We start from the raw sequence: 17,012 nt of genomic DNA, 5'->3' as shown, positions 1-17,012 counted from the left end.
ATACGACCCGGCCCCGGCTTCCGGGAGCCCGGACCCCGCGTGGTAGAACGCCGCGCATGGCCCGCATCCCCCTGACGCAGAGCGCGCGTGTGTCCCCGGCGTCCCTCCACCCTCCGCTCCGGAGCCGCTCCGCCACCGGCACGGTGGAGATCACCCTGCTGTTGCGTCATGGGGCGCCGCTGCCCACGGTGGAGGAGCTGTGCGCGAACCCGCGGCGCCGCCCGCTCACCCACGACGAGTTCGAGGCGAAGTACGGCACGAACCCGAAGCACCTGGCCGCCGTGCGGCGCTTCGCGAAGAGCCACGGACTCACCATCACCTCCGAGCGGCGCGACCGGAGCTACGTCGTGCTCCAGGGGTCCACGGCCGCGATTCGCAAGGCCTTCGAGGTGGACCTGCGGCGCTACACCCACGGGAAGTCTTCCTACCTGACCCACACGAAGCCGGTGACCCTGCCGCGCGCGCTGCAAGGCGTGGCGGAGTGGGTCCTGGGCCTGGACACGCGACCGCTCGTCACCCACAACGCGGCGGCCCTGCCCATCCCCGAAGAGATGGCGAAGCAGGCCGGGCTGCGCACGTACACGGCGCCCCAGGTGGCGAACCTGTACCGCTATCCCCGCAACCAGGGCGAAGGCCAGTGCGTGGGCATCATCGAGCTGGCGGGCGGCTACAAGCAGTCGGACCTGGATGCGTACCTGAAGTCCGTGGGGGTGGAGCGCACGGCGCCGGTGGTGAACGTGGGGCCGAACAAGGCGGGGCTCCTCAACACCGCCTCCAACGCGGAGGTCACCATGGACGTGGAGCTGGTGGCCTCGGTGTGTCCGGCCGCGAGCGTCGTCGTCTACAACGCGGGGTCGAAGGACTACTCGCTGCGCGACTACCACCGCGTGCTGGCGGAGGCCATCAGCGACCGGGAGAACCGGCCGTCGGTGCTGACCACCAGCTGGTCCTTCTACGAAGGGTCGCTCATCCAGCAGGGCGAGGAGCTGGCCTTCGAGCGGCTCTTCATCGAAGCGGCGCTGTTGGGCATCACCGTGTGCGCCGCGTCCGGTGACCTGGGGTCGCAGGTGCCGGTGAATGCCCGCTCGCCCACGGGCGCCATCACCCTGGCCGCGACGAGCTACCCCGCCGCGAGCGCGCTGGTGCTGGGCTGCGGCGGCACCACGCTGGAGGCGGTAGGGGACGTCCTCCACCACGAGCGCGTGTGGAACCGCCTGGGCGAGGCGATGTCCATGGGCCCCAGCTCCACGGCCGCGGGCGCGAGCAGCGGCGGCGTCAGCACCATGAACGCGCTGCCGCGGTACCAGCAGGGCATGGGCGTGCCGGACCTGGTGAAGTCGTCATGGAAGAACGGCGTGTTCGAAGTGTCCCGGAGCACCGGCCGTGGCGTGCCGGACGTCGCGGCGAACGCGGACCTGCACACCGGCTATCAAATCGTCTTCAAGGGCCAGCAGGGCGTGGCCGCGGGCACGAGCGCCGCGGCGCCCATGTGGGCCGCGCTCATCGTCCGCCTCAACGAGGCGCTGGGGGAGCGCGTGGGCTTCCTCCACCCCCGGCTGTACGCGCTCGTCACCGAGGGACAGCCCGTCGTCCGTCGCATCACCCACGGCGGCAACGGCGCCTACTTCGCCAGCGACTCGACGCTGTGGAACGCGTGCACGGGCCTGGGTACGCCGGATGGCGAGGCGCTGCTGACGGGCCTGCGCAGGCTCCAGCGCCGCAAGCACTGAGGGCCCACTCCACCATGTGGCTGCGCACCACCCTGAAAGCCATCGTGACCGTGGGAACGGTCTTCGGCCTATTCCTGGGATATCTGGCCTGGCGGCTCCACCTCGCGGAGCAGGCATTCCTGGCCCGGCCGACGGTGCCGGGGCGGATGCTCGCGATCTCGGTGGAGACCGGGCTCTCGAAGTCCAGCCGCTATTGGTACGTGAAGCCGCGTTACGCCTACGAGGTGGATGGCCGCTCGTATCTTGGCGAGACCCTGTCCAACGTGTCTCAGCGGGAGTTCCTGAGCGTGCACTCCCAGCCCAGCGCGGAGCTGACGGCGTATCTGGCGCGCTACCCGGTGGGCGCCACGGTGAAGGTGCACTACGCCCCAGGGGCCCCGGAGCGCAGCGTGCTGGAGGTGAGCACGGGCGACGCACGCGTTTTCATGTGGGTCGCGGGAGCGTTGGGCCTGTCCGCGGTGCTGAGCGCGTGCGGCCTGCTGTTCCTGTTCGTGCGGTCACGGCGCCTGGCGGACGGCCTGGACCTGTGAGTCCACCCGCGGGTGCCGCCCGGTGAGCGAGGCCAGGACGATGATCAGCTCCGCCGGCTCGATGGGCTTGGGCACGTGCATCTGGAAGCCCGCGAGCAGCGCCCGGGTGCGGTCCTCCATCCGCGCGAAGGCGGTGAGCGCGATGGCCGGCGTCTGGCTTCCCTGCGCCAGTGGCAGGGCGCGCAGCCTGCGGATGAAGGAATAGCCGTCCTCTCCCGGCATGCCGATGTCGGAGATGATGACGTGAGGGCGGTGGAGCTGGTGCTTCTCCAGTGCTTCGCGGGCGCTGGAGGCCGTGAAGACCTGGGCCCCGCGGCTCTCCAGCACCACGGTGAGCAGCTCGAGCGCGTCTGGCTCGTCGTCCACCACCAGCACCTGCAGGCCCTTCAGCACTCCTGAATCGAGCGAGGGCACTTCCTGGCGCGCCTGGACCTGGACGAGGGGCGTGCTTCCCCGCGACGAGGCCGCGGTCGCCAACGGCAGCGTCAACCGGAAGAGGGCGCCATGGCCTTCGCCCTGGCTCGTTGCCTCGATGGTGCCCCCGTGCAGCTCCGTGAGGTGCCGCACGATGGCCAGCCCCAGCCCCAGCCCGCCATGCTTCCGGGTGGAACTTCCGTCCACCTGCCAGAAGCGCTCGAAGATCTGGCCCAGGTAGGCCCGGGGGATGCCCTGGCCGGTGTCCTGGACCTCGATGCCGACGTGGCCCTCCACCCACCGCAGTCGCACGGTGACCTGGCCGCCCCGGGGCGTGAACTTGATGGCGTTGGAGAGCAGGTTCCAGACCACCTGCTGCAGCCGGTCCGCGTCGCCGTGGATGGAGCCGGTGCCCGGCGGCAGCTCGGCGCAGAGCGTGACGCCCTTCGCCTCGGCGGCGTGCCGCACCGAGTCCAGCGCCGCCTCGATGAACATGCCGGGGACCACCGGACGGATCTCCAGCCGCATCTTGCCGGTGATGATCCGCGACACGTCGAGCAGGTCCTCGATGAGCTGCGTCTGCACCTGCGTGTTGCGCTCCACCGCCTCCAGGGCCCGGGCGGCCTTCTCCGGGCCCAGCTGCCCCGAGCGCAGCATCCGCGTCCAGCCCACCATCGCCATCAGCGGGGTGCGCAGCTCGTGGGAAACCGCCGCGAGGAACTCGTCCTTGGCGCGGTTGGCCTGCTCGGCGCCCAGGTGCTCGGCCTTGGCCATCTCGAACAGCCGGGCGTTGTCGATGGCGATCTCCGCCCGCCGCGCCAGCTCCTGCACCAGCTCCAGGTCCCGCGCGCCGTAGCGGCGGCCGGACGGCAGGGCGCACACCTTCAGCGCCCCGAAGACGCGCCGCTGTGCCCACAGGGGGACGATGATCCACGACCCCGGGCGGATCCGCGCGTCGTCGCCCGTAGGGCCCAGCGCCTCGCCCAGGGCCTCGCCCAGAGCTTCATGGAGGACGGCGTCGGTGAGCTCGGGCACCAGCTCCGGCACGCCCGTGCGCAGCACCCGCGCGACGCCGTGGCTGGCGGTGGCGGATGGAGGGAAGGCGCGGTGCTGCTCGCGCAGGAGCGGCACCCGCGAGGCATCCACGTGGGCAACCATCGCCTGGCGCACGGGCCCGTCGTCGTCCTGGAGGTAGACCGCGCACCAGTCGCCCAGCCGAGGGAGGATCAGCGCGGAGAGCCGCTCGAGCGTGACGGACATCTCCAGCGAGGCGGTGAGCATGGTGCTCGCCTCCGCCAGGAAGCTCAGCGTCTCCGCCGCGCGCTTCTGATCATCGATGTCCGTGCAGGTGCCCAGCCACTGGAGGATGCGGCCGTGCGCGTTGCGCAGCGGCAGGGCCTGGATGAGGTGCCAGCGCCAGGCGCCGTCCGCGTGGCGCCGGATGCGGCCCTCGCACTCGAAGGGCGCCCCCGCCAGCCGGCTCTCGCTCCACCTGCCCAGGCAGCCCGCCATGTCGTCGGCGTGGATGACGTCCCGGGGGAGCAGGGTGGCCGCGCTCCCGCTCTCCACCGCCGCGGGCCGTGGCGTCAACCCGGTGTAGTCGTACCAGCGCTGGTTGAAGTAGTCCGGGCGTCCGTCCGGGCCCGCCGTCCAGACGATCTGCGGCAGGGCCTCCGCGAGCGCCCGGTGCCGCTGCTCCGCCAGGTGCAGCCGCATGGCCTGGCGCAGGCTCTGCTCCAGCCGCTCCGCGGACAACCGGCTCTTGGCGATGTAGTCGGACGCGCCCGCCTTCATCAGCTCCACGGCCATCTGCTCGCTGCCCTGGCCCGTGAGGACGACGATGGGGGAGCGCGAACCCAGGCGGCCCAGCTCGCGCAGCACCCAGAACCCGTCTTCCCCCGGCAGGAAGAAGTCCAGGAGGATGACGTCGAAGGACCGCGCCTTCAGGTGCTCCAGGGCCTCGCTCCCGCTCGTGGCCTCCACCACGTCCACCGCGAGCCCGGTCGTGCCCAACAGCCGCTGGACCAGGAGCCGGTCGACCTCGTCGTCATCCACGAGCAGCAGCCGCAGGCGCTCGGTGGGGGGAGTGGCTTCCATGGGGGAGGTCGAGACAGGGGTGTCGCTCACGTGAGGCGTTCCTCGGACCCGGGCCAGGTGAAGTGGAACGTGGCGCCCGCGCCTTCGGCCGACTCGACCCAGGTCCGGCCGCCGCGACCCTCCACGAGCTTCTTGACGACGCACAGGCCCATGCCGGCGCCCTCGACCTTGTCGCGCGACACGAGCGTCTGGAACGGACTCCAGATCTTCTCGTGGTAGCGGGAGGCGATTCCCTGGCCGTCATCCGCGACGCGGAAGTGGTGGAAGGCGGGGGTGGCCTCCACCTCCACGCGGATCCGCACGTCCTCGCGGCCCGCGTGCTTCAGGGCGTTGGAGAGCAGGTGCCGGAAGACCTGCTGGAGCGCGGGGCGCTCCGTGACGAGCACCGGCATCCCGGGACCCACTTCCAGCCGCGCGGAAGGCCCGGGGGCCAGCCGCTCCAGCGTTTCGTGGATCAACCGGTCGACCGCCACGGACTCGGGCTTGTGGTGGACACGGCCTGCCCGGCTGTAGTCCAGCAGGCCATCCAGCATGGTCTCCATCCGCTGCACGCGTCCGCGCAAGAGCTCCATCTGCCTGCGCGACCCCGGGGACAGCTGCGGCCCCAGGTCCTCCTCCAGCCACTGGGACAGGTTGGAGATGCCCCGCAGCGGGGCCCGGAGGTCGTGACTGGCCACGTAGGTGAACTGCTCCAGGTCGGCGCTGTTCTGGCGCAAGGCCTTGCGCAGGCCATGGAGCTCCTCGAGGAGCTCTTCCTTCGTCTTCTGGGAGTCATCCATGGGAGGGGGACGGCGCACAGGGCCTATCGCCATACCGTCCCCGCGCGAGGGCCCTCAACCCATGGGTGCGAAGTGAAGGATGGTCGACACTCTCCAGGCGCCCTCCCGAGCAGGCGTGCGGAGGGTCGCGTCAGGAAGCAGACAGTTGCCCGAAGGTGCCTGATATCCGAACGGAAGCGAACGCTAGATGCCGCGTGCTCGGGCTCCTCTTGGGTCTGGACGCCGCGCAGGCTCGAAAGGCTTGAGATGACCACCGCCACCGCCGGTGACAGGACGCTGCACATCCTGTTGATTGAAGATGACGAAGTGGACGTGATGAACGTCCGCCGCGCCTTCCAGAAGAACCACATCGCCAACCCCCTCTACGTGGCCACCAACGGGCTGGAGGGCCTGGAGATGCTGCGCAACGGCGCGGTGCCCGAGGGGCGCCGGCTGGTGCTGCTGGATTTGAACCTCCCGAAGATGAACGGCATCGAGTTCCTGCGCGTGCTGCGCGCGGACCCGGAGCTGCGGACGGTGTCCGTGGTGGTGCTCACCACGTCCGCGGACGAGCGGGACAAGATCGACGCGTACAACCTGAACGTCGCCGGCTACCTGCTCAAGCCCGTCACCTTCATCAACTTCGTGGAGGTCATGGCCACGCTCAACAAGTACTGGACCCTCGTGGAGATGCCCTGACATGACCGTGCAGTGGAAGCCAGCAACCGACGCGGCGGCCCGGGTCTTCCCCGACGGCGGAGAGCTGGGCGCGCTGTGCCGGGCGAAGGACTGGAGCACGCATCCGCTGGGCCCCGTGGACACCTGGCCCCAGAGCCTCAAGACCGCGGTGAGCATGGTGCTGGGCTCGCAGTTCCCGCTCATCGTCCTGTGGGGGCCACAGCTCTACCAGTTCTACAACGACGGCTACCGCCTGCTCATGGGCACCAAGCACCCCGGAGGCCTGGGGCAGGGCAACAAGGAGTGCTGGCCGGAGGTGTGGCACATCAACGAGACCATCTACCCGCGCATCTTCAACGGGGAGACGGTCACGTACGAGGAGCGGATGTACCCGCTCGCGCCGCATGGCCGCCCGGAGGAGTTCTTCCTCACGCTCTGCTACAGCCCGGTCCGCGACGAGACGGGCGCCGTGGGCGGCGTCCTCGTCTCCATCTTCGACGTGACCCGCGAGGTCCGGGCGCGCAACGAGCGCGACCGCGCCCTGGCGGAGGCGCGCGCGGAGCGTGAGCGTCTGTACGAGGTCTTCATGCAGGCCCCGGCCATCATCGCCGTGCTGGAGGGGCCCGAGCACCGCTTCACCGTCTCCAACCCGCTGTACCAGCAGCTGACGGGCAACCGGGACCTGATTGGCAAGCCCCTGCGTGAGGCCCTGCCCGAGATCGCGGACCAGGGCTTCCTGCAGCTGCTGGACACCGTGAGGTCCACCGGCAAGCCCTACATCGCGCACGACGCGCTGGTCCGCCTGGACCGCAAGGGCACCGGGGCGGTGGAGGACGTCTACCTGGACTTCGTCTACCAGCCGCTCAAGGACGCGAGCGGAAGCGTGTTCGGCATCATGGCGCACGCGGTGGAGACCACGGAGCAGGTGCTGGCGCGCAGGAGCATCGAAGCGCTGGCGGCCGAGCGCGTCGCGATGCTGGGCCACATCGCTGACGCGGTGATCACCTTCGACACCGCGGGCCGCGTCAGCTTCCTCAACGAGATGGCCCGGACGCTCTACCCGGGCCTGCGCGTGGGCGAGCCCTTCGCCGCCCAGGGCTTCCGGCAGGAGCGGGGCGACGGCACGCCGCTCTCCGCCGACGAGCTGCCCCCGGCGCGGGCGGGGCGGGGGGAGCGCGTCCTCAACGAGGTGTGGACCCTCTCCACGCCCGACGGCCACAGGCTGCGCGTCCAGGGCAGCGCCGTCCCGGTGTACACCGACACCCGCGTCCATCTGGGCGTGGTGCTCACCCTGCGTGACATCACCCAGCAGCACCGCCTGGAGCAGCAGCTGGAGCTGGAGCGCAACCGGCTGACCCAGGTCTTCATGCAGGCGCCCGCTTCCATCATGGTGGCCCGCGGGCCCCAGCACGTCATCCAGGTGGTCAACCCGGGCTACGATCAGATGACGGGCAACCGCCCCCTGGTGGGGAAGACCATCCCGGACGCGTTCCCGGACCTGGCGGGCCAGGGCCTCTTCGAGCTCTACGACCAGGTGTACGCCACGAAACAACCCGTGGTCGGCAACGAGGTGCCCGTGCGGGTCGCGCGCTTCGGCCGGATGGACGACGCGTACTTCAACTTCGTCTACCAGCCGCTCACCGACGAGGACGGGGGGACCTTCGGCGTGATGACCCACGCGGTGGAGGTCACCGACATGGTGCGCGCCCGCCAGCAGGCGGAGGAGCGGGCGCGGGAATTGGTGCGGCTCACCCAGGCGCTGGAGCAGTCCAACCGCGAGCTGGATCAGTTCGCCTACGTGGCCTCCCACGATCTCAAGGCCCCGCTGCGCGGCATCGCCAACCTGGCGGAGTGGCTCAAGGAGGAGCTGGGCACGAACCTCACCAGCGAGGCGCGCGAGTTCATCACGCTCCTGCACGGCCGCGTGCACCGCATGGAGGCGCTCATCGACGGCATCCTCACCTATGCCCGCGCGGGCAAGCTGAGCGATCCGACCGCCGTGGACACGGGCGCCCTGCTCAAGGAGGTGGTGGAGCTCCTGGCCCCGCCGCCCGAGGTGGAGGTGGCGGTGCAGCCGGGCGCGCCCACGGTGAGCGCCGAGCGCGTGAAGCTGCAGCAGGTGTTCCTGAACCTCATCGGGAACGCGCTCAAGTTCACGCGCCTGCACCGGCCGGATCCGCGCATCCAGGTGACGTGGCGGGACGCGGGGGAGCAGTACGAGTTCACCGTCGCGGACAACGGAGCGGGCATCGCGCCGGAGTTCCACGAGCGCATCTGGGGCATCTTCCAGACGCTGGAGAGCCGCGACAAGGTCGAGGGCACCGGCATCGGGCTGTCCGTGGTGCGGAAGATCGTCGAGACCCGCGGCGGCCGGGCCTGGGTGGACTCCGTGCCGGGTGAGGGAGCGGCGTTCCGCTTCACCTGGCCCAAGACGTGACGCGCTCCCCCGGGGCGCCCTGCCTCATCCGAGGAGGGGGCGCCACCGGGAGCGGGCGCGCGGCTACTCCAGGATGCGCTCCATGCTCAGGAAGGGCCGGGCGGCGGGGATGCCGCGGCCCTTGCAGACCTCGATGAACTTGTTGGATTCGATCATCTGGGGCGCGGTCTCGTCGTACTGGAGCACCATCACGTGGCGCAGCCAGGGCTCCTGGCCCATGGCGTAGATGAAGACCTCTTTCGGGTTCAGGTGATTGAGGATCTCCGTGGCGCGGGCGCTGTCGGAGCCGTTGAGCCGCCGCGACTGGTCCATCTTGCGCGGCAGGGGCTGGCTGAGCAGCGGGCCGTACATCCAGCTCATCGGGCCGCCCTCGCACTCCATGCCCAGGTAGAGCGCGTCCAGCGGGCCCACCAGCTCCGACAGGTGCTGGTACATGCGCGGCTCCAGCGCGTTGGAGTCCGCGGCCATCAGCAGCGAGCGGCCGGCCAGCCGCACCAGGTGCGCCGTCTTCGCCTGCACCGCCAGGTCGCTGTGCTCGCCGATGAAGGGGATGCCCATCAGCGACCCGCCGGGGATTTTAATCTCCTGCAGGTCATCGATCTCGATGACGTTCTTGAAGCCCGTCTTCTCCAGCACCAGGCGCAGCGAGGGGTCCGCCAGCGAGTACGCGTTCGAGCGCGGCACGACGATGGTCCCGATGCGGTGACGCAGCTGGAGCAGCGTCTCCATCATCAGGTGGTCCGCGTGGCCGTGCGTGATCAGGACGTAGTCGATCTTCTCCGGCAGGTCCGCGTGGGTGTAGCGGCCCTGCGCGGTGGAGTGCTCGTAGCTGATGACGGGGTCGGTGAGGACGGACACCTCACGCGTCTCCATCAGCACGCACGCGTGGCCGAAGTAGCGCACGCGCACGCCGGAACCGGTGTACGGCTCGGGCTTGCGCGGGGCGGCTTCCGTGAAGAGGTCCGCGAAGGCCTCCGCGGCGGAGGACGGCACGCCCAGCATCTCCGCCACGTGCCCGGGGCTGCCCGGCGTGTGGCGCATGCGGAAGAGGGCGTCGATGCCCTCGTGCCGGTAGGGCACCTGGAGCCACAGGGGCGAATCGCCCTCCAGGCGCGGGGTGCTGAAGACGTACTTGCGCGCGTCACCGGCCACGCGCATCAGCGAGATGCTCTGCGCGGATTCCTTGTAGAGGCTGCTGCGGTAGAGCAGCGGCTCCATGATGCGGGCGTTGGCGCGGTGGGCCAGGTCGTAGTGCAGCTCCACGAAGCCGCGGAGCATGTCCGGCACCTTGGCGTAGAGCGGCTCCAGGGACTCGCCCTTGGAGCTGGCCAAGAGCTGCTCCAGGTCCGACAAGGCCTTGGTGTAGGCCAGCATGTCCGCCTGCTCGCGGGTGGTGCGGTCGAGCAGCGCCTTCACCTCGTTCACGCGCGACACGGGGTGGTTGATGAAGGGGCCGCCCATCAGCGCCGGGTTCTGCAGCGCGGCCACGTGCACGTCCGGGTTCGCGACGAACGACTGCATCAGCTTCAGGTGCAGGCGGGAGACGAACAGCGGCGCCGTGGCGGGGGAGATGAGGTACCACCAGACGTACCACTGGTTGAACAGCGGCTCGATGGCGACATCGGGCTTCAGGTACATCGGGCGGTCGAGCATGGAGGTCTCGCGAGGGCGTCCGCCGGAACCGTGGGGCCCGGACGCACGCGGATGGGCCGCCAATTTTGACGATTCCCGGCCTGACTTCAAGGTGCGGACTTTCCGGTCAGGCCTGGAAGCAGGGCCGCGGATCACGCTTGACGTGCCTGCCGCGTCCCATGGCGGGCAGGCGTATTCATCAAAGACATACATCCTGGCAGCGGGCTCCAGCGTCCGGATGGGGCGGGCCCAAAGTGGGGGGATGGACGCCCGCCGACCTCGTACCCGTTCAGGGGGCGGTGGACAGAGTGGGCCCGGATGCGGTGGCTGGGCGTCACGCCCTCCTTCAGCCGCCCCCGCGTCTCGGACGACTACGCATTTTCCGAGGCTCTCATCCGCACGCTGAAGCACCGCCCCAGCTTCCCGCGGCGCCCCTTCATGGCTTGGTACCGTCCGCTTTGGCCCCGCTCCGAACCTCACCCCGGCGGTGCAGGAGGTGAGGCGCCTCGGCTGAATCCTTCCACGCGACAACTACCTCGACGCTCACCGGTACGGGTGTGAATGCCCGTGGCGCGCACTGCCTCCTCAACCGTGAGCATGGCTGCACGAAGGGCATCTGTAACTCGAAGAGTCTCCGCGACCAATTGCCCTCGGAAGCATCCGCCGCGAGTGGGTCTATGAGGACTTCAGTCCATTGGCTTTGTCCTCCGAACATTTGACAGAAGCTGTCAGCGGAGTTCTGGACCATCTGCTCGCAGGGGGCGGGGCGACGTGAGGCACCGCGAGCAGCAGACTGGGCGAGGGAACGATGGCATCCGCCGTCGGACGTTCCCGCTTGGCTGGCACCGCGCATTTCACTCGGCGACAAAGGCCGAGAGTGCGAATCTCCGGACGGTAGTTCGCAAGTTCGTGAATGCGGCTGTTGCACTGCACGAGGCGCCCACATGAAAGCCAATGCTGTTACGCTGCTGGCGTTATTCGAGAAGAAGATGCGGCTGGAAGTGCCGCTTTTTCAGCGGCAGTACGTCTGGAGCCGCGAGGAGCAGTGGGAACCTCTCTGGGAAGACATCGAACGAAAGTTCACTGAGTACCTCAACGGCCGTAAGGACGCGCCGGTCCACTTCCTCGGGGCCATGGTTCTCGATCAGAAGCAGACTCCGTCCACGCACGTCGAGAAGCGGCAGGTGATCGATGGCCAGCAGCGTCTGACTACGCTCCAGATCTTTCTCGCGGCCCTTCGTGACTTCTGCCGCGAGCAGAAGTGCGAGGATCTCGCGAGCGAACTTGAGAGCTTCACCCTCAACAAGGGTATTCTGGCCAACCCAGAGGTTGACAAGTTCAAGGTCTGGCCAACACAGCTCGACCGGGCACAGTTCTGCGACGTCGTCGGATCGCTTTCTCGCGCCGCCGTGGAGACAAAGCACCCCCTGACGCGGCGGAAGTACGCACGCAAGGACGATCCGCGTCCGAGAATGGTGGAGGCGTACCTGTTCTTCAGCGATTCGATCCGGGACTTTTTCCTTGGGACCGACCAGGAAAAGCCACTCGCCGCTGACCAGCCCTTGGCGGTGAGGATTGATGATGCGTTCCAAGCGCTCAAGAATGCCCTGCAGGTCGTATCGATTGATCTTGAGAAGGAGGACGACGCTCAAGTGATTTTCGAGACGCTGAATGCGCGGGGGGAGCCCCTGCTTCCCGCCGATCTGCTGCGAAATCACATCTTCTTGCGAGCCGCGAGGCAGGGCGAGCCGCAGGAGGATCTCTACGAGAAGTATTGGCGGGGATTCGACGACGACTTCTGGCGCGAAGAGGTCCGCCAAGGCCGCTTGGTCCGTCCCCGCAGCGACCTGTTCATTCAACATTTTTTGTCGAGCCGACAATTCGTCGACATTCCCATCAAACACCTGTTTGTCGAGTACAAGTTCTGGATAGAAAGGGCGCGGCCCTTTGAGAATGTGACGAAGGAGTTGGCAACCCTGGCGAGGCAGCGGGACCACTTCCGGCGAATCGTCGCGCCCGAACCGGGTGACGTCGTATTCGAACTCGCGACCTTCCTTGAGCGATTCGACATCCGGACTGCCTATCCGCTGATGCTATTCCTGCTCGATTCGAATCTATCGGAGGGGGAATGGAAGACCATCTCGGTGGTCCTCGAATCATACCTCCTTCGCCGGGCGGTTCTCGGCTGGACGACGAAGGCGTACAATCGGGTCTTCCTTAGCCTCACGAAGTCGCTCAAGGAGGTTGGCCCATCGGGCAAGAACCTCGAAGCCGCACTCGTGGCGCTCTCGGGAGAGTCGTCCGGGTGGCCGACCGACACGGAGTTTTCCGAGACGTGGCTCACGGTCAATGCCTACGAGCAACTCAACAACGCAAGGCTGGGACACATCCTTCGGCGAATTAGCAACGAACACCTCACGAAGCTCAGTGAGTGCATCACGATCGATAGCCCACTCACGATTGAGCACCTCATGCCGCAGAAATGGGTCGAGCATTGGCCGCTTCCCGGCGGCAATAAGGGGCTCTCTCCCAAGGAACTCTTCGACGCCGATTCTGACGATGAGGGGGGGGTAGCCTCACGCCGCCGGAATGCGATCCTACAAACGTTAGGGAATCTAACGATTGTCACGCAGGGGCTGAACTCGTCCGTCTCCAACTCGGCTTGGGCTGTGAAGAAGCCCGAGTTGCTGAAGGTGTCTCTCCTTCCGATCAATCAGCAACTCCACCAGTACGGGACATGGGACGAGGATGCGATCGAAAGACGCGGCAAGGCGCTGTTCGAGGAGGCGCTGAAGATATGGCCTCGCCCGGCCCCGCAGTCGGCTTAGAACGGTTTGACTCTGGACAATCGGTCTCCCGACGTCGTCACCTGTCTGGAAGAGGCGAGCCCGCTGCCGTTTAGGAGCACGATGATTCGCAGCGGACATCGCTTGTCCGTACACAACCGACGCCTGCGCGTACTCTTGGACGAGTTCCTCCATGCTCGTCCCTTTGAGGTTTCGCAGGGTCATTCAGGGTCCAAGGCCCAGGTACCATCCTCCCACCGCTTCAAGGCCTGCTGCGCCTCGAAGGGCACCATCCCAGTGCCTTTCGCGGCCTCTTCCAGCACTGCCTTGGCCTCCTCCGTGCGGTGGCGGAGAAGGAACGCCGCCGCTGCAACGCGGACATCCATGCGTGGATGTCTGAAAAGATCAGCAAGCGCATCGCGTCCTGTATCTCCCCGGGCGCGGAGTTTATCGAATACTGCGAGGTATTGATCGACGTGCCTGTTAGCGGCTTTAGCATCTCCCAGCCAGCCGGCCTCTGTCTCTGCTTGCACCTGGCGGGCGAATTGCTCAACCAGTTCTTCGAGTTTCATCACCAGACTCCGTTCCTGATGTTCGCGATCGTCTGCAATCCGAATGCACGCTGGGCCTCGTAAGACTGAGTTCTCAGCCATTGCCTCACCGTGAGATCTCGCGAGCCGGTGACCCTCAGATTCCTCCGTGAATAGAAGGCGCTCACCTGGGTGTGCAGCCCTTCTTCCAGAGAGATGACGTTCTCGGTGTTATGCAGGGAATGAGGCCCGAACCGAGCCACATTGCCAGGCGTCTGCTCAACGATGTGGTGCCAGTTCTTGCCAGGTCCCGCCGAGCCCATGGCACTCTTGAGGCCACTGAACGAGCCCCAGGATCTGACGCCGGCAGGACTGCTTCCCGCTGCGGTTCCTCGTGAGCCCTGTGCCACCATGGCGACCGCCGTGGAAGGCAGGGAGATGACGACGGTGCTTCCCTCCACGGCTACCGCACTCACCTGTCCCACGTTCGCGAGGTTGATGCCGAGCCGTGATGCCCCGGCTGCCGCAGCCTCCATGTAGCCAGGCAGCATCGACAGCCGCGAGGCCAGCCACGCGGCGCCTCCGGTCATGCCCTGACTTACCACGACGGTGACCGCGAGCACGAAGACGCGCGCCACCTCCGGTCCCACCCTGTTGGCGAAGCGCTGACCGGCCTGATCCAGCTCAATCCACGTCGTGGCCCGGTCGGTGGCCCGCTTCAGCTCCCGGCTGGCGTCCACCACCTCCAGGAACGTCTCCACACCTAGATAGATGAGCAGGACCGCGGAGACGATGGCCGCCGCCTTGGTGAACACCGGCTCGGGATTGGCCGCCAGCACGGCCCAGGTGATGAGGCCCGTGGCGATAACCGTGTAGAAGAGCTGGGGCGCCAGGGTCTTCTCGACCGCCCGAGCGATGCTTTCCTTGAGGGGCTCCAGCGACAGCCCCAAGGCAACGCCCAGCTTGTCCCACTCGCCCAAGCCTATCCCGTCATCGAGAAGGGAGAGGCAGTGGTCCCTGCGCTGGCCCGGATCGCAGAGGCCGCCAAAGCTCTTGCGCATCAAGCGCTGCCATCGGCTGTCATCACGGGTACCTGGGTGGGAAGCGCGCACCAGTAAAATCTGCTGCGGAGCACGGAGCGTCAGGGGCACATCCAGCACCAGTTGTGCCAGCGCCTCCTCGAAGGCTTCCGTGTCCATCTTTACGGGCGGGTTCGAGGAGGACGACGGCCTGAACTCCAGGGGCGCGCCCTGCCCCGTGTCGAGGCGGATGACACGCGGCGTGGCGCACGCATTGAGCAGGACGAGGAGCAGGAGCGTGACGCCCAGACGAGTTGCCATGAGACGCCTTCCAGCTTCGTGGAGAGTTCCAGTCTACTGAAAGGTCGCCCCAGAGACGAACAAGCCCCTGAACGAAGGTCTCAACGGCGCGCAGCCGTACGTACGCTTCGGCCAGCCGCTGCTCGAAGGTGGCGCAGGACGAGATCGGCTCGGTGGACGTCTCTCCAGTCCGGTGGCACCAGGGGCTTCGCCGCGAGGTGGACAGAGCCGCCCTCCCGGGTGTCAGACCCGTTGCGTGCGCCGAGCCCCCTGCTATAACTCCCGCACTTCCGACCCCGTAGCTCAGTTGGATAGAGCGGCGGTTTCCTAAACCGCAGGCCACAGGTTCGATTCCTGTCGGGGTCACTTCGCAACCCCCCGTTCCGACTGGGTATTTCGTCGGGGCGGGGAAGGGCGGTTGGGCAGGCGCCGCGACCTTGGGAGTCCGATGGGCCGGATGCGCTCGTGGCCCTTCTCGCCCGGCGTTACCGGGTCATCCGCTATGACCATCGAGACACCAGGGCGTCCACCTGGGATGCGGGTCGAAAACTGGCGCAGGCTCAACGGCCACGTGATTCCCTTCGATGCCTTCGACGGCCCATGCCCGAGCCGACCCTTCCGGATTGGCTCGCGGATCTCACGCAGGTCACCGTACCCACGCTTGTCATCGCCGCCCCGGAGGACCCCACCCATCCCGCGTCCAATGCCCGGTTCCTCGCGGAGACCTTGCCACGCGAGACCCTGGTGACCCTTGGCGGAATGGGGCACGCGCCTCCTCGCGCGAGCGTGCCACCTCTTGCGGCGGCACTCATGCGACACTCCGTGAATCATGCTTCTGCGTCGCCTCTGCCCTGACACCCGCGTGTTGCCAGCGCTCGGCGCAGCATGGTTTCCGTCCATTCGAGTTCTTCTCGGGACAGCCCCGCCCCCATCCGCACGAAGCCCTTCTTGTGCTCGATGACGACGGTCAAGCTCCGGAAGAGCTTTTCCTCCGTCTCACGCAGGTCGATGTCCTCGATTTGCGACGACGGGAGTCGTGTGACTTCTCGCGGCTTCCCGCCCCCGGTGCGTGAATGCTCAATCCCCCGTGAGGAGGCGGCGAGAGACCAACCCTGATTGACCTCCCGGATGACACTCCACAAAAGGAGTCCGCCCAGACAAAGGAAGACGGCGAGGGCAGTCAGCGGCTCCGCGGAGGTGAGTTGTCGAGGGCCGAACGTGCGCACCCAGGCCAGCCCGAAGACGGTGGGCCCACCTACCGCGATGACAAGCGCGATGCCCGCCTTCACTACGAACAGGGGCCTCCAGCCGCAGCCTGGCAGCTGCAACACCAACCCCTGCGCACTCTGCCGGACCCGGATACGGCTGCCTGGGGGGAGTGAAGGTATCGCCTGCTCGCCCTCAAGTGGCGCTGCTTCGAGACGGGCGTCCGCGGGGCGCGCATGTCCGCCGTCCACACTCAAATCAACGCCCAGGAAACGAGAGAGGGCCTGGGCGAGCTCCAGCGCCTCTTCCCGGTCGTTACTCCCCGACACCGCCACGGTTCGTGTCGGGGACTTCAACTCCACCGAGTAGAATCCCCAGTCGCTGGAGCCTCCTCCACCCGCCTTTCCGCGGGGGGAGAGGGCCACGGACGTAAAAGACTCGAGAGGGTGCGTGTTCGCGGAGAAGAACACGCCGACACCGGACCGCAGCTTCAAGAGCTGTGTTTCCTTGTTGAGCAGCACCTTCCAGTCGGACGTCAGTTGGTGGGCGGCCCACCCGCAGGCGAGGAGCGCCATGGCCCATGCCTGCCATGCGCTCCAGAGGGAGGGCACGAGGAGAGCAACGACGGGGAAGGAGAGGGCCGCGACCAGCGCAACCCTGCACGCCCCTCGCACGAAGCGAGGTACGTCATGCTCAATGGTCAGGTGAGGGCCGAAGGCAGCCCACCGATGGGATTCCTCCGCCCCAGGATTTCTTGAGACACCTCTTTGGGGGAATAACCTCCCCCGTGTGAGGTGGATGTGAAGAAGCAGCAGAAGCAGGACAGGACGTCGGAGCGCGGTCGGTTTTCGGCGAAGCGCAAGAAGGAGGCGGTGCTCCGGTTGCTCAAGGGCGA

The 17,012-nt window shown here is 67.4% G+C and carries 11 protein-coding genes and 1 tRNA gene; 6 read left to right on the top strand and 6 right to left on the bottom strand.

Going from position 1 to position 17,012, the window contains the following annotated elements:
• Positions 1-56: 56 nt before the first annotated feature.
• Both D7X30_RS38605 and D7X30_RS42125 read left to right on the top strand, forming a co-directional pair.
• The gene (locus D7X30_RS38605) at positions 57-1,730 is read left to right on the top strand and encodes a protease pro-enzyme activation domain-containing protein (protein WP_120567990.1); all 1,674 of its coding nucleotides are present in this window, start codon (positions 57-59) and stop codon (positions 1,728-1,730) included.
• Between the two features lie 44 nt (positions 1,731-1,774).
• Positions 1,775-2,260: a DUF3592 domain-containing protein gene (locus D7X30_RS42125; protein WP_158619463.1), complete on the top strand. Its 486-nt coding sequence runs from the start codon at positions 1,775-1,777 to the stop codon at positions 2,258-2,260.
• Here D7X30_RS42125 and D7X30_RS38595 read toward each other — a convergent pair.
• Complete coding sequence (locus D7X30_RS38595) at positions 2,228-4,801, bottom strand: response regulator (protein WP_120567989.1); 2,574 nt, start codon at positions 4,799-4,801, stop codon at positions 2,228-2,230. The genes D7X30_RS42125 and D7X30_RS38595 overlap by 33 nt on opposite strands.
• On the bottom strand, positions 4,798-5,550 hold the full coding sequence (locus D7X30_RS38590) for an ATP-binding protein (RefSeq protein ID WP_158619462.1): 753 nt from the start codon (positions 5,548-5,550) through the stop codon (positions 4,798-4,800). Before D7X30_RS38590 ends, D7X30_RS38595 begins: the two co-directional genes overlap by 4 nt.
• A 246-nt stretch (positions 5,551-5,796) precedes the next feature.
• On the opposite strand from D7X30_RS38590, the gene D7X30_RS38585 reads away from it, so the two are divergent.
• Entirely contained in the window at positions 5,797-6,228 is a 432-nt protein-coding gene (locus D7X30_RS38585; RefSeq protein WP_120567987.1) for a response regulator, read from the top strand.
• Between the two features lies 1 nt (position 6,229).
• Positions 6,230-8,644, top strand: a complete 2,415-nt coding sequence (locus D7X30_RS38580) for a PAS domain-containing protein (RefSeq protein WP_120567986.1) — start codon at positions 6,230-6,232, stop codon at positions 8,642-8,644.
• Between the two features lie 63 nt (positions 8,645-8,707).
• On the opposite strand, the gene D7X30_RS38575 is transcribed toward D7X30_RS38580, so the two are convergent.
• The gene (locus tag D7X30_RS38575) at positions 8,708-10,297 is read right to left on the bottom strand and encodes an MBL fold metallo-hydrolase (RefSeq protein WP_120567985.1); all 1,590 of its coding nucleotides are present in this window, start codon (positions 10,295-10,297) and stop codon (positions 8,708-8,710) included.
• Positions 10,298-11,220: 923 nt separating this feature from the next.
• Between D7X30_RS38575 and D7X30_RS38565 the strand changes: the two genes are divergently transcribed.
• Entirely contained in the window at positions 11,221-13,104 is a 1,884-nt protein-coding gene (locus tag D7X30_RS38565) for a DUF262 domain-containing protein (protein ID WP_120567983.1), read from the top strand.
• Positions 13,105-13,283: 179 nt separating this feature from the next.
• Here D7X30_RS38565 and D7X30_RS38560 read toward each other — a convergent pair whose 3' ends face one another.
• Both D7X30_RS38560 and D7X30_RS38555 read right to left on the bottom strand, forming a co-directional pair.
• Complete coding sequence (locus D7X30_RS38560; protein WP_120567982.1) at positions 13,284-13,634, bottom strand: DUF2019 domain-containing protein; 351 nt, start codon at positions 13,632-13,634, stop codon at positions 13,284-13,286.
• Positions 13,634-14,932, bottom strand: coding sequence for a hypothetical protein (locus tag D7X30_RS38555; RefSeq protein WP_120567981.1), 1,299 nt, complete (start codon positions 14,930-14,932; stop codon positions 13,634-13,636). Before D7X30_RS38555 ends, D7X30_RS38560 begins: the two co-directional genes overlap by 1 nt.
• 271 nt (positions 14,933-15,203) lie before the next feature.
• On the opposite strand from D7X30_RS38555, the gene D7X30_RS38550 reads away from it, so the two are divergent.
• Positions 15,204-15,277, top strand: a tRNA-Arg gene (locus D7X30_RS38550).
• A 461-nt stretch (positions 15,278-15,738) separates the two neighbouring features.
• On the opposite strand, the gene D7X30_RS38540 is transcribed toward D7X30_RS38550, so the two are convergent.
• Entirely contained in the window at positions 15,739-16,692 is a 954-nt protein-coding gene (locus D7X30_RS38540; RefSeq protein ID WP_120567980.1) for a hypothetical protein, read from the bottom strand.
• Between the last annotated feature and the right edge of the window lie 320 nt (positions 16,693-17,012).

Source organism: Corallococcus sp. AB011P (assembly GCF_003611605.1).
In the GTDB taxonomy this organism is placed as follows: domain Bacteria; phylum Myxococcota; class Myxococcia; order Myxococcales; family Myxococcaceae; genus Corallococcus; species Corallococcus coralloides.
This window is presented reverse-complemented; position numbering and strand designations above follow the sequence as displayed.

Bases quoted from the DNA above. Each gene is read 5' to 3' on its own strand.
- D7X30_RS38540 (WP_120567980.1), bottom strand. From the start codon at position 16,692: ATGGCGCTCCTCGCCTGCGGGTGGGCCGCCCACCAACTGACGTCCGAC.
- D7X30_RS38585 (WP_120567987.1), top strand. From the start codon at position 5,797: ATGACCACCGCCACCGCCGGTGACAGGACGCTGCACATCCTGTTGATT.
- D7X30_RS38580 (WP_120567986.1), top strand. From the start codon at position 6,230: ATGACCGTGCAGTGGAAGCCAGCAACCGACGCGGCGGCCCGGGTCTTC.
- D7X30_RS38560 (WP_120567982.1), bottom strand. From the start codon at position 13,634: ATGAAACTCGAAGAACTGGTTGAGCAATTCGCCCGCCAGGTGCAAGCA.
- D7X30_RS38605 (WP_120567990.1), top strand. From the start codon at position 57: ATGGCCCGCATCCCCCTGACGCAGAGCGCGCGTGTGTCCCCGGCGTCC.
- D7X30_RS38565 (WP_120567983.1), top strand. From the start codon at position 11,221: ATGAAAGCCAATGCTGTTACGCTGCTGGCGTTATTCGAGAAGAAGATG.
- D7X30_RS38575 (WP_120567985.1), bottom strand. From the start codon at position 10,297: ATGCTCGACCGCCCGATGTACCTGAAGCCCGATGTCGCCATCGAGCCG.
- D7X30_RS38590 (WP_158619462.1), bottom strand. From the start codon at position 5,550: ATGGATGACTCCCAGAAGACGAAGGAAGAGCTCCTCGAGGAGCTCCAT.
- D7X30_RS38555 (WP_120567981.1), bottom strand. From the start codon at position 14,932: ATGGCAACTCGTCTGGGCGTCACGCTCCTGCTCCTCGTCCTGCTCAAT.